General features: G+C 50.5%; 10 protein-coding genes. 6 read left to right on the top strand and 4 right to left on the bottom strand.

Annotated features, from left to right (window positions below):
- The first annotated feature begins 1 nt into the window (after position 1).
- From mreC to rodA, 4 genes are read left to right on the top strand one after another with little or no spacing between them, the layout of a single operon-like run.
- The gene (gene mreC, locus IMY23_RS09950) at positions 2-868 is read left to right on the top strand and encodes a rod shape-determining protein MreC (protein WP_192821936.1); all 867 of its coding nucleotides are present in this window, start codon (positions 2-4) and stop codon (positions 866-868) included.
- Complete coding sequence (locus tag IMY23_RS09945) at positions 861-1,385, top strand: hypothetical protein (protein WP_192821935.1); 525 nt, start codon at positions 861-863, stop codon at positions 1,383-1,385. The genes mreC and IMY23_RS09945 overlap by 8 nt, the downstream gene beginning before the upstream one ends.
- Entirely contained in the window at positions 1,382-3,217 is a 1,836-nt protein-coding gene (mrdA, locus tag IMY23_RS09940; protein WP_192821934.1) for a penicillin-binding protein 2, read from the top strand. The genes IMY23_RS09945 and mrdA overlap by 4 nt, the downstream gene beginning before the upstream one ends.
- Positions 3,218-3,227: 10 nt before the next feature.
- Positions 3,228-4,502, top strand: a complete 1,275-nt coding sequence (gene rodA, locus IMY23_RS09935) for a rod shape-determining protein RodA (RefSeq protein WP_192821933.1) — start codon at positions 3,228-3,230, stop codon at positions 4,500-4,502.
- A 318-nt stretch (positions 4,503-4,820) separates the two neighbouring features.
- Here rodA and IMY23_RS09930 read toward each other — a convergent pair whose 3' ends face one another.
- The 3 genes from IMY23_RS09930 to IMY23_RS09920 all read right to left on the bottom strand — a co-directional run bounded on the left by IMY23_RS09930 (position 4,821) and on the right by IMY23_RS09920 (position 10,799).
- On the bottom strand, positions 4,821-5,072 hold the full coding sequence (locus IMY23_RS09930; RefSeq protein ID WP_192823841.1) for a PID-CTERM protein-sorting domain-containing protein: 252 nt from the start codon (positions 5,070-5,072) through the stop codon (positions 4,821-4,823).
- A gap of 46 nt (positions 5,073-5,118) precedes the next feature.
- Positions 5,119-9,285: a T9SS type A sorting domain-containing protein gene (locus IMY23_RS09925; RefSeq protein ID WP_192821932.1), complete on the bottom strand. Its 4,167-nt coding sequence runs from the start codon at positions 9,283-9,285 to the stop codon at positions 5,119-5,121.
- 422 nt (positions 9,286-9,707) lie between these two features.
- On the bottom strand, positions 9,708-10,799 hold the full coding sequence (locus IMY23_RS09920; protein WP_192821931.1) for a hypothetical protein: 1,092 nt from the start codon (positions 10,797-10,799) through the stop codon (positions 9,708-9,710).
- A gap of 35 nt (positions 10,800-10,834) precedes the next feature.
- Between IMY23_RS09920 and IMY23_RS09915 the strand changes: the two genes are divergently transcribed.
- Together IMY23_RS09915 and IMY23_RS09910 are read left to right on the top strand one after the other, a co-directional pair.
- A complete protein-coding gene (locus IMY23_RS09915; RefSeq protein WP_192821930.1) occupies positions 10,835-11,164 on the top strand; it encodes a 2Fe-2S iron-sulfur cluster-binding protein in 330 nt (109 codons plus the stop codon).
- A 448-nt stretch (positions 11,165-11,612) separates the two neighbouring features.
- On the top strand, positions 11,613-12,206 hold the full coding sequence (locus IMY23_RS09910) for a thymidine kinase (RefSeq protein WP_192821929.1): 594 nt from the start codon (positions 11,613-11,615) through the stop codon (positions 12,204-12,206).
- A 238-nt stretch (positions 12,207-12,444) separates the two neighbouring features.
- On the opposite strand, the gene IMY23_RS09905 is transcribed toward IMY23_RS09910, so the two are convergent.
- On the bottom strand, positions 12,445-13,215 hold the full coding sequence (locus IMY23_RS09905) for an IS5 family transposase (RefSeq protein ID WP_192821928.1): 771 nt from the start codon (positions 13,213-13,215) through the stop codon (positions 12,445-12,447).
- Positions 13,216-13,385: the final 170 nt, after the last annotated feature.

Genomic DNA, 13,385 nt, shown 5'->3' with positions numbered 1-13,385 from the left:
CATGCGGAAACTGTTTATTTTCATCTTCCGGATACGGGCATTTCTGGTGTTTCTGCTGTTGGAAGGCGTGTCTCTGTACCTGCTGTACCGCAACAACACCTACCACAACGCGGCGTTCTACCAGTCTTCTAACTACTACGTGGGACGGGTGCTGGAAATCCAAAGCCAAGTGTCTGAGTACTTCCGGCTGACGGATGTGAACACGGCCCTGGTGGCGGAGAACGCGCGACTGCGCGCAGAACTGACCAGAAGGCTGGAGCAACAACTGAACGACAGCTTGGGCCAAACGGCTGACTCGCTGTTCCTGGCTTCAGACTCTGTAGCGGCGGCGGTGTACAGCTACCGGCCGGCCCGGGTCATCAACAATTCGGTGCGGCGCTTGAACAACCACCTTACCTTAAATGTGGGCTCAGAAGCAGGCGTACGGCCGGGCATGGGCGTGCTCACGTCTAAGGGCGTAGTGGGCCGGGTGAAGTCGGTGTCTAAGCACTACGCCACGGTGACGTCTTTGCTACATTCCCAGACGCTTATATCAGTAAAACTGAAGCGCAACCGGAGCTTCGGGTCTATTAAATGGGACACAGAAGACCCCGGCACGGCCAGTCTGCATTACATACCGTTGAGTGAGAAAGTGTTCAAGGGAGATACCGTGGTGACCTCGGGGTTCAACGCCATTTATCCGCAGGGCATCATGATTGGCCGTGTGGAGCGCGTGCGCAAGGAACTGGACAAGAGTTTTTATACCATTACCGTGCGCCTAAGCGTTGATTTTACAAAACTGTCTTACGTGTACATTGTAGAAAACAAACAGCAGCCTGAGCTGGATTCGCTGCAAACGGCGGCTGGCATACGAGAAGAGAATGAATAATTTCCGGTTTGTCCATTTGGTGCAGTTTGTGGTGTTTATGGGGCTGCAGGTGCTGCTTATGCGCAATCTGGTGCTCTATGAACGCGGCTTTTGCTTTGTGTACATCGGGTTTATCTTGTTTCTACCCATTGACTTAGACAAGGTGCTGTTGCTGGTGCTGGCCTTTATCTGCGGCATTACCATTGACCTGTTCTATGACACCGCCGGGGTGCACGCCGCAGCCACGGTGCTCATGGCCTACCTGCGCCCGTCAATTCTTAATTTGCTGACGCCCCGCGACGGCTATGAACCCTCAGACAATGCCAGTTTGCCGTCAATGGGTTGGCGTTGGTTTCTGGCCTATGGCGTCACGCTGATCTTGGTGCACCATTTCACGCTGTTCTTTTTAGAACTGAACGGATTTAAATTGATAGGATTTACGTTGGCCAAAATAGTTGTCAGCACCCTCTTCACGGGCACTGTGTTAGTAATTCTGCAGATGCTATTCTTTGAGAGGAGGGCCAGAAGTTTTAGATGAAGTACTTAGAGAGCCGGAAATACGTCATTCAGGCCATTTTTTTAATTATTGGCGCGGTCTACCTGATCAAGCTGTTCTACATTCAGGTACTGGATCACAGCTACAAAACCGCCGCTGAAAACAACGCCATGCGCCGCGTGGTGCAGTACCCGTTCAGGGGCCTGGTCTATGACCGCGATGGCAAGCTGCTGGTGGAGAACACGCCCGTGTATGACCTTATGGTGGTGCCCAAAGAAGCCAAAGCTATTGACACGCTCAAGTTCTGCCAGGTTATGGGCATTACCCTGGAGGATTACCGCGAGAAGATAAAAGCCGCTAAGGCGTATTCGTACGTAAAATCCTCGCCGTTTCTGCAGCGCCTCACCAATATTGAGTTTGCCGCCATTCAAGACAATCTGGTCGATTTTCCGGGGTTTTACATCAATGCGCGTACCGTACGCGGCTATCCGCACCAAAGTCTGGCGCATGCCTTGGGCTACATTGGCGAAATCAGTCCGCGGCAACTGGAAGACAGTTCTTACAAAGGCTACCGCCAGGGGGATTATCTGGGCGTGAGCGGGCTGGAGCGCGAATACGAGAAGTTTCTCATGGGCCGGCGAGGCGCCAAGTACACCATGGTGAACGTGCGCGGCATTGAGAAAGGCTCCTTCAAAGACGGTGCGTATGATACGCTTTCGGTGGCCGGCAAGAACCTGGTCACCACCATTGACCTGGAATTGCAGCAGTACATAGAAACCATGATGGCCGGTAAAACCGGCAGCGTGGTGGCCATTGAACCCGCCACCGGCGAAGTGCTGGCCCTGGTTTCGGCCCCATTTTATGATCCTTCGCAGTTGACCGGGAAAGAGCTTGGCAACAATTACATGAAGCTCTTGCGGGACCCCGTGAAGCCCTTGTTTAATAGGCCTTTAATGGCTACGTACCCGCCGGGCTCCATTTTTAAGCTGGCGCAGGCGCTCATTGCCATGGAGGAAGGAACGCTCACCCCTGAAACCGGTTACGCCTGTAATTGGTCTTTGGTGCGCTGTTCCCACCGGCACGCGCATCCGGCTAACCTAGGCATCGCCATTGAACAATCTTGTAATCCTTATTTCTACCAGGTGTTTCGGTCAGTGGTGAACAAGGGGCGCTCCAAGAATATTTTTCAGGACAACCGGTTGGGGTTGGATGCGTGGCACAAACACATCCAGAGCTTCGGGTTTGCGAAGACGTTGGGGATAGACTTGCCCAATGAAAAGAAAGGGCTTATGCCCAACGCCAAATTCTATGACCGCATCTACGGCACCAACGGCTGGAAATTCCCCACCATTTACTCAGTGAGTATTGGGCAGGGCGAAACCGGCGTGACACCCTTGCAGATGGCCAACTTTGCGGCTATTCTGGCCAACCGTGGTTATTACTACACGCCGCACATTGTGCGTTCCGTGGGCGAAAAGGGCAAGCCGCTGCCAGAATATTCCGTGAAAAACTACACCACCGTAGACCCCAAACACTTTCCGGCGGTGGTAGATGGTATGCAGCGCGTGGTGCAAAGCGGTACGGCCCAATACGCCAAGCTAAACCATATTGGCGTAATCCTCTGCGGCAAGACAGGCACGGTGCAGAACCCGCACGGCAAAGACCACTCAGTGTTTATCGCGTTCGCGCCCAAAGATGATCCCAAGATTGCCATTGCGGTGTACGTGGAAAATGCCGGCGGCGGGGCCATTGCGGCGGCGCCCATGGCCAGCTTAATGGTGGAGAAATACCTGACAGACACCGTGAAGACCGCCAGCCGCAAACGCTGGGAAGCTGACATGATCAGTGGGGCGTTCTACAAATGGGGCAAATAGCCAATCACCTATGCGGACTACCTATAAACTCACCAATAACATTGACTGGATCACCATCGGCCTGTACGGGCTCATGGTCACGCTGGGCTGGATGAACATTTACGCCGCCGTCTATAACCCCGAAGACGTGACCAGCATCTTTGACTTCACGCTGAACTCCGGCAAGCAGCTGATGTGGATTGGCACTTCCATCATCATCATTGTGGTGCTCTTTGTGATTGACTACAAGGCCTATGACTCCCTGGCCTACGCCATTTACTGGTTTTTTATCTTGCTGCTGCTAGGCACGCTGGCCTTCGCCTCAGAGATTAAAGGGTCCCGGTCCTGGCTGGTGATTACAGATACCATGCGCCTGCAACCCGCTGAGTTTGCGAAGTTTGCCACGGCATTGGCGGTTTCAAGGTTCATGAGCAGCATTAACCTGCGACAGCAGAACTGGAAAGACCAGGCCAAGCTCATGGGTCTTGCGCTGTTGCCGCCCATCATCATCATCCTTCAGAACGAAACCGGTTCGGCGTTGGTGTTTGGCGCCTTTATTCTGGCTTTCTTCCGCGAGGGCATGTCGCCGTTGATTTTGATTATTGGTGCGGTGGGCGTGTTCCTGTTCGTGCTGACGTTGTTGGTGCCGCCTCTTTATCTGGCATTGGCGGTTACGGTGCTGATGGGCGCGTACTTGTGGTTCAATTACCACCGCATCAGGCGCTACCTGTTCAATTACATTGGCGTGTGGGTGGCCGTGCTGGTGATGGTGTTCAGTGTGACCTATTTCATTGACAACGTGCTCCAGGAACACCAGCAGAACCGCATCAAAGTGTTGGTTGACCCCGAAATTGACCCCTTGGGCGTGGGCTGGAACGTGACGCAGTCCAAAATTGCCATCGGGTCGGGCGGGTTTTTGGGCAAGGGTTTCCTGGAAGGCACACAGACCAAATTTGACTTCGTGCCGGAGCAAAGCACTGACTTTATCTTCTGCACCGTGGGCGAGGAGCACGGCTGGCTGGGCAGTCTGGTCATTATTGGCTTGTTCATTGGCCTGCTGCTCAGAATCATTCACGTAGCCGAGCGGCAGCGTTCCGTGTTTGGCCGAACCTACGGCTACTGCGTGGCCTCCATCATCTTCTTCCACTTTCTCATTAACATTGGCATGACCATTGGCCTGGCGCCGGTGGTAGGAATTCCGTTGCCGTTCTTCAGCTACGGCGGTTCCTCATTGTGGTCGTTCACCATTCTGCTGTTCATTCTGCTGGCCATTGACGCGCACCGTAAGCTGGATTTGGGCCGATAAGTGGATATCAAATAGCCGGTAAAAACTAGCAAGATTTCCGTTTTGGGGCTCATTTCTGGAAACGGAGCCGAAAACGGAAGCAGTTTTAATTCACAGGTTTTAAAAAATATGTGAGGTATTTTCTACAGCTATTGAAGAGACACTCGTAGGAGCTACGCACACTACGAGGTCTTTCTTTTGCGAAGCAGGAAGTCTTAGGCAAGCTGTTTATAGCCAATGCCCCGTATTTTCAAGATTTCTACGGTGGGTTCTAGATTTGAGCCTTTGGTGGTGAAAACACCGCCAAAGGTGGCAATTTCTGCGCTTTATTATATTTTACTACTTTCTGCTTTTTCTGCTGTCCCTGATTTTCTTGAGGCCATAGCCTGCTCCTGCCGCTAAAAGTAGACTAGCTCCTCCATCTATAGGTACGCCCGTGGGGGGTGGGGTTTCTTCTTCTGGGTCTTGTTCTTCAAAAGTGGGTGGCCCACCACCACCAGGGCCTTGCGCCCAAGTTCCTTCTATTGGTAAAGAAGATAGAGAAACTGTTAAGATGCTACTAAGTAGGACTGTTTTTAAGTTTTTATACATATTGGGGCTGCTGGTAATGAGCTAATGATTTGCGGACTTTCTAAGTTTACTGTACAATTACTTTCCTGGTAGTCTCAGACAGTCCGTTACTCAATTTGAGCAGATACATACCAGCTGGCAACCCTTGAGTGCTTATTTGGCTTTGGACAGTGCCGCCTTTAATTTCTGTTTCTTGGTAGCTTACCAATTTGCCTACGCTGCTGTAAAGGGAGGCCATTAATTTTTTGCCTTTCGCTTTTTCAAGGCTAATGCGGAGGGAACCAGTGGAAGTGGGGTTGGGGTAAATGACCACTGTTGCCTCCCGCTCAAGGTCATGTAAACTGGTAAGCCTAGCATTTTGAAAGTGAAGCACAAACCTACTTTGGTCATTAGCTGAGGGGGTGAAAGAATATTCAGGCTCACGAGTAAGGTTTTTTAAGATGCCCAATGATTTGTCCTCCAGAATCACGTGGGTCTCCTCTTCAAAATTTAGCAACTTGACTGCCTTGAATGTGTGCTGCCCCACTTGGCTGGTCTTTAGGCCAAGCGGCACTATCATAGCTTGCCCCTGCATGGGTGGCAGCCCGGTCACAGATAATTTCTCAGAGGCCGCAAAAGAATAAAGGGTAGGCTGCCCTCCGTAATTGTCCTGCACCTTGAAAGCGTCATAGCCCCCGTCAACGCCTAGTGTGGCTCCTTCTTCCAGATAGAAAAACGCTTCGTCACGCTGGCCGTCTGCCGCTGACAGGTGCAGTTCTAACAGTGGCCTGGTGGTGCCCGTACGGAAAGAGGGGTTTGCATACTCTTTTAAACGGGCGGCGTTGGTGAAGGTGAAAGTGGCTGGACCAGACGCTCTCACAAAGAAGCCCTGCATCATGGGGATGGTGCCGTTGGTGAGGTTACCCACCCCGTTGACATAGTAAGCATATGAACCGTTAGAGCCCCCAGAGGTTCGGAACGCGTACACCGCATTACCCACGTTCGCTGGCAAGGTAATGTTGCTCCAAGTGATAGGGGAAGGGTAAGGATTACCTAGTAAGTGCCATCCTGACTCAGCCACTGGGCCGCGGCTTAGGCTCACACTGACAGGCCCGTTGTTTAAGGTGCCGTTTAAATCTACAGTAGCAGTTGCGGGTATGTTTACACTGTAGCCTCTGCCGGGGGTAAGGACGGAGGAAAGGGAAGAGGGCGAAGCCCAGCCAATACCAAAGCCAGGGAAATCTGAACTGAGGCGACTCTCTTCATAGGCGAAAATAGTAGGGTAGGTAACCGCGGTGTAGAAACTAATGGGCGGTGTGGGCAATGCGTTGTACGCTGGGTTCACAATGGGAGTAAAACCCGCCGTGGCTAAGTCTGCCACCGTAGTGTTGACCACCGGCGATGCATAATGCCGGTAGCCTCTTCCGCCGTTGGCAGACGCATGAATGCGCCTTTGCACAGTGACCGTTCCGTTTACTACGCCCCCGCTGTTCACCACCATGCCCGTGCCCGAGGCATCAGAAATGACAGTGAACGGGTTGCCATTGGTAGTTAAATTGCCCGTGAGGGTAAGAATGCCTTTTAAACCTGCCGCTGAATTCAAGCTTAGGCCCTGGCTGCCTATGGTCAAGTTACGGAAAATGGTGGAAGAGCTGCCCGAAACAGTCTGTGTGGTGGCACCCGTGAACGAGACTAAGCCATTTGTGTGAGAAAATATTCCGCTATTGATAAAATTGCCGAAGAGAGAAAGGTTGCCGCTTGTTATGGTTAGACTGGCACCCGCTTCCACTGTCAGGTTCTTAACCGAAGCGATGCCCAATGCGACGCTCGAAGATAAAACTGGGTAAAGTAAACGCCCAGCAGGAATTACCACATCGTCCGCAGAGGTGGGAACTGTATAGCTACTCCAGTTGCGGGAGTCATTCCAGTTGTTGGTTACTCCCCAAGTGTTGGAAAAGGGCCCCATCCAAGTAAATGTAGTTTCTCCTCCGAAAATACGAGCGACGCGGTTGCGGCCCCTGCGGTCATAAGAGGTGAAATACCCGCCTACAAGTATTTTTCCGTCAGGCTGCAGAGCTAGAGTATTAACATCACTATTAGGGCCTTGGTCGGTGTAGAAGGATGCGTCTGGGGAGCCGTTTGGGCCCAAGCGGGCAATTTTGCTGCGTGCCATGCCGTTGTAGATGCCAAAATTACCGGCTATGATGATTTTCCCGTTGGTCTGTATCACCAAGGTATTAATAAAACCATTGGTTCCGGAGCCTGGATCGAAGGAGGTATCTAAAGAACCATTTGCATTGAGGCGGGCGATTCGGTTGCGGCCCGTGCCGTTGAAGGATGTGAATGAGCCGCCTACAATCACCTTACCGTCAGGCCCTAATATCAATGCTTTAATTTCAGCATTAAATCCTGAGCCAGGGTCGAAGGAGGTGTCCAAGGAGCCATTTGCATTGAGGCGGGCGACTCGGTTGCGGCCCGTGCTGTTGAAGGATGTGAATGAGCCGCCTATTAGTACCTTGCCATTAGGCTGCACCACTAGGGCTTTTATTTCATCATTAGCTCCAGTGCCTGGATTAAAACCAGTGTCTAAAGAGCCGTTAGAATGTAAACGAGCTATGCGGTTCCGAGTTATTCCATCATAGGAAGTAAATGAACCACTTACAATTATCTTGTTATCTGGCTGCACAATCATGTTGTAGATTGGGCCATTAGTTCCTACCCCTGGGTCGAAGGATGTGTCCAGTGTGCCGTCTGCGTTCAGACGGGCGATGTGGTTACGGCTCGTACTATTGTAAGAAGTAAAATGTCCGCCTATTAGTATTTTATTATCAGGCTGTTTTAATAGGAAATTAACATAATAATTTGGACCTATTCCTGGGTCGAATGATGTATCCAAAGTACCGTCTGCGTTGAGACGTGCGATCCGGTTCCGGCTTATGTCTTCGTAGGATGTGAAATCACCGCCTAGAAGTATTTTGCCGTCTTCCTGCACTGAAAGGGTTGTTACAGTATTATTGGCACCGGTCTGAGGATTAAAATTAATGTCTAAAGATCCATCAGAGTTTAAACGAGTGCCGTATTTGCGTTCCTTTCGGTTATAAGAAGTGAATTGCCCTCCAATGAAAATCTTGCCATCTGGCTGAAATGAAACAGTGTTTACAAAATTGTCTACTCCATCCCCTTCAATATTAAAGGTTACATCAGGAGTGCCATCAGCATTTAGTCTAGTAATTACATTAGGGATATCGCCTTCATCAAAGGTTAAATTCATGCTGACTACAATTTTTCCATCTAGTTGTAGTCCTATGGTTAGAACACTAATCCACATAGTTCGATCATTAAAGCTGGTATCTCTAGTGCCATCAGAGTGTAGACGAACTATATTTATTCCCCCTCCTCCTCCAACTAAAATTTTGCCATCGGGCTGTAGAACTATTGTATATATATAACTTCCCACATTAATTGCATTGAATGAGTGGTCTTGGGAGCCATTAGGATTAAGTCGGATAATACGGTTACATGCAGTGCCATTATATGAGGTGAACTGACCACCAATAAGGATTTTGCCATCAGGTTGTATCGCTATTGATAAAAGCTGACCGTCTTCTACACCAGAGCCAGTCTCAAAGCTATTATCTAATGAGCCATCAATATTCAGGCGAACAATGCGCTTATGCATTTCCCCGTTAAAAGTAGTAAATTCACCTCCAATTAAAATCTTACCATCGGGCTGCACAACTAAGGTTCTTATAAGTGTTTCATTAAAAATGGCATCATTAGGACCTATGCCAGAATTAAAAGAATTGTCCAGGGAGCCATCTACATTCAAACGCGCAATGTGTTTGCGGCTGATGCCATTATATGAAGAGAAATCTCCGCCGATTAGGATTTTTCCATCTGGCTGTATTGATAGAATTAGAATTCCACCATCTACTACTCCAGCACCGGGGTTAAAGCTATTGTCAATGGAACCGTCTATGTTTAATCGCGCAATACGATTACGGCTGATGCCATTATAAAAGGTGAACGACCCTCCGATAAGAATTTTTCCATCTGCCTGAACGGCTGATGTATTTACGCTGCCTCCGGCTAAACCATCACCAAGACCAAGATCATTGGGATTAAATGTTAAGTCCAATGTTCCTGGAGGCTGCTGGGCTTCGACAGCAGAAAATGAACCTATGATTATGAAGACTGTTAGCCAAAAAAATACAAGTGATTGTTTTTGAAAAAATCGTAGTGATAGATATTGCATAGTAATTTTGTTAATAGGCTATCTGATATCTGAGTTGTTGCTACTTTCTGCTTATTAATAGGATAATGGCACAATCTACCAAATATCTTAAACAATATAGGAATAAGTGAATAATTGCTGGGTTGGTGGTAGGCCTAATTCATAAGTTATGTTACTTGAAAGTCAATTGAGTAACACTAAAGTTGTTTAGATTTTAGGATATGAAAGTTATTTTTCATTGCCTTCGCGCAGAATATCAGCTTGGGCTAGAAGATTAGTAGCGCTAAATACTTCCTCATCCATAGGAAGCCATTCGTAGTAAAAAGGTAACTAACTTCAGATAACTTTCATAGCCCTTTGCCCAAAACGCAAAAAAGCCCGGCCTTTTCTTAAAAGCCGGGCGTTTTGGGGCTCATTTCCGGAAACGAAGCCGAAAACGGGAATTACACAAATTTGCGGTCAATCAGTTTAGTCAGTTTCTGCACGTGCTCTTCTTTCTTGCTCCAGTTGTATTTGCTGCCCAAATCCTGTAACAGGAAGTTCTTGGCGGCATCAGCGGATTGTTGTTCATCCAGTTCTTTGATGGCGCTGTGGTAGGCCATGTTGTCGCCGTCAAAGAGTTCATTGATGAAGGAGAAGCGCTGGTTAATGGAAATGGCGTCTCGCAAAGATCCAATTTTCTGGTCCTGCTGCCGGTCGGCCAACGTGGCGCTCACGGGTTGCTTGAGGCGGTCGTTGAGGGTAGGTTTTTGTTCGGTTTGGAAACGCTGGGTTAGGGCTGGTTCCGGCGAGCCCACAATGGGTCTGAACGAAGGAGCCGGCGCGGCAGCGGGCGCTTCAACAGGCGTGTTGGTTTGAACCGGGGCCGCTTCAGGGGCCGAAGAAGCCGTGACAGGTGCAGCTGGTACAGGAGCCGCGGCGGGCAGCAAGTCATCTACAGACAAGGTTTTCAAGTCGCTGAACTTAGCCACTACCTCGGCCAACGACTGGCGCTCCTGGGCATGTTTTTCCAGGAAAGCCTGGAGTTTGGTGCTGAGGTGGGCGCGGTCCAACTGGCTTTCAGAAAGAGTGTCCAGAAATCGGCGGTAAAGGTCTTTATCCACGTCCTGGTACTTGAGGCTTTCCTGCAGTTTGGCCAGTGACAGGTCTTCTACGCGCAGGTATTTCTCCTCAAACACCGCCACCGGTTCTAAAACCGTGCGCAGCGTGTCATGAATGGCTTTCTGCAGCAAAGGCTCAAAATGCGGCCGCTTGATGGAGATTTTCCGCGACAGCACGTTCATGAACTGCACTAAGGCGTCTTTCACATCGGGGTGCTCAAAGTCGAAGTACGGGCTGCGCAGGTTGGCCATCTCGTGGTTCCAGAGCGTGAGCAGTTCGCGAATCATGTACAGGTTCACCTGTTTAATGGGCGTGAACGTGACCAGCTGGGGCGCAGTAACGGTCTCTTGCTGAGCGAAGTGCTCCTGGCTCAGATGTTGGGCAAGTTCCTGGCTGTACTGCGCCAGGCGTATTTGATTATATTTGTCTTTCATTTTAAGCAGGACTACGCTCGTAAATATAGGCAATAATGGGGGAAATAACGGTGCAGAACTTAGGCAATCTCACTCTAAACGTGGCCGCGGGGCAAACAGTTTTGGCCGCCCTGCAAGCCGCCGGCATTGACTGGATGCACGCCTGCGGCACCAAAGGCCGTTGCACCACCTGCCGCATGATTATCATTTCAGGTCAAGAGAATCTAGCCCCAGACACCCCCGCCGAAACCAGGTTCAGGGCCAACGGTCGCCTGCAACCCAATGAACGCCTCACCTGCCAGGCCCAAATCTCTTCGGGTGCCGTGGTGTGCCGCGTGCCCAGGCAGACGCAACTCCCGCATATGGTGTATAATGATGGAAGGTGAGAATGAGGGGAGGAGTGATTGCAGTTTAACCTGCTTTTAACTTTTGTTATCCAGCAAGGAGCTTGTGGGCGAATTATACCTTCATTTATGTCACGCATTTCGTCCCCCTTTGAAGGGGGTAGGGGGATGATTTTTCGTGCTGATATTTAATTCATAAGAATCACCATTATTAATTCCATAGCTTTCGCTTCCAGGTCTTCTACTGACTTTATCATCCCCCTACCCCCTACAAAGGGGGACGAAATGCGTTTTTCTAGAATTACATCTACACCGCACTACCAAAATAAATACAAAGCAATGATGTCCTAACTTTCTGATTGTCTTTTGATTGGATAAGTCTGTGGAAAAGTTGTGCATTAGCGAAGGACCCTCATGGCGTAACTTCGTTCTGAGATAAAGTGGTGAATCATTCACACCTTTCCTCATTCACACCTTCACTCATTCAAAAATGTTCATAGAACCCCGGGTAGGAAACCGTCAAACTGGTCAGAAGCGTGGATGGATAGAGGTGATTTGCGGCTCCATGTTCTCGGGGAAAACCGAAGAATTGATTAGGCGCCTTAACCGCGCGAAAATTGCAAAGCAGCGCGTGGAGATTTTCAAACCCGCCATTGATACCCGTTACCATGAAATAGACGTGGTCTCGCACAACGCCAATGCCATTAGGTCCACGCCCGTGCAGTTCGCCAATGACATGTTGTTGCTGGGCAGCGGCTGTGACGTGCTGGGCGTAGACGAGGCCCAGTTCTTTGACGAGGCCATCACCGAGGTCTGCGTGCAGCTGGCCAACTCCGGCGTGCGCGTGATTGTGGCCGGCCTTGACATGGACTACCTGGGCAAACCTTTCGGGCCTATGCCCGCCTTGATGGGCGTGGCCGAATACGTGACCAAAGTACACGCCATTTGCGTGCAGTGCGGCGAAATTGCTTCCTATTCCTTCAGAAACGCCGCCTCCCAGGAGAAAGTCCTCTTAGGCGAAACCGATAGTTACGAAGCCCGCTGCCGCCATTGCTTTGTGGAAGGGCTGAAAGGGAAGCTTTAAAGAAGTTCTGAGTCTATAGCCCTGAGTCCTGAGTTGCAATCCCGTTTTCGGCTTCAATTCCAGAAATGAGCCCGAAAACGGAAGTTTCTTTTGTAAATCTCCAAGCCACGCCAACTCCGGTTCAAGGTAAGAACACGCAGTCCCTTCTCCCCCTGGGAGAAGGGTAGGATGAGGGAATTATTTTATTTGTAAGCTGTAGAGTCGTTTAGAGCTTGTTTAAATTTTAACTTTCTGGTTATCAGCCCAAACGATTGAGAATGACTTGGCAGTTCTGCCAAAGCACCCAACTTTCGGCGCTTTCGGTCGTTTTCTCGTGGTCTTTGTCGAGCCTGCGGAAGAAGGAGAACATGCCGAAGGCCCGCTCCGTGACCCACCTCCACCTCACAGGGGCGAAACCCTCCGTTCCCGGCGGCTTGGATGACACCTCCAACTCCACGCCCAGCAAACTTTCCTCCACCCAGGCCATGAAGCCCTTCTGGTAGGCGGCGTCGGCCAGTATCTTCTCCATGCGGTGCAGGTAGCCCTTCATCGGCTCCACCACCCTGCGGGCCAGGGCCCCGTCCGCCCTGTTGGCCCCGTGCACCACCACGCCCCACACCAGGCCTAGCGTGTCGGTGACCACGTGCCGCTTCCGCCCGTTGACCTTCTTGTTGCCGTCCACGCCTGTCTCCTGTGAGATGAACGGGCCTGCCTTAACCGACTGGCTGTCAATGCTGACCATGCTGGGCGAGTCCGCCTTGCCCTGCCTTCTCCGCTCCCGCATGTTCAGGGCCCAGTTAAGCCTCTCCAGCGTGCCGTCCGACTTCCATAGGCGGAAGTAGTAGTACACCAGCTGCCACTTGGGGAAACACCCCTGCGGCAGGTTCCGCCACTGGCATCCCACGCGAAGCACGTAAAATATGGTGTCCGCTATAACCCGAAGGCTGTGCAGACGTTTCCTATCAGTGGGCAGCGATGACTTCATCGCCTCCCATTGCGAGTCAGTCAATTTCCTGTACTGGGATTCCATAAGCACCGAAGTTTGGTCACTTAATGCTTACGGGCTGACTCGCTTTTTTTATCCCTTTCCAAAATTTAAACATGCTCTTAGTTGAAAGGATTGCAACTGTCTGAATATTCATTCCTGCTTGTAGGGGCGTATCGCATACGCCCTAGACGGTGGCTTTTTCTGGCCGTCAA

Source organism: Rufibacter sp. LB8, from assembly GCF_014876185.1.
Classification (GTDB): Bacteria; Bacteroidota; Bacteroidia; order Cytophagales; family Hymenobacteraceae; genus Nibribacter.
This window is presented reverse-complemented; position numbering and strand designations above follow the sequence as displayed.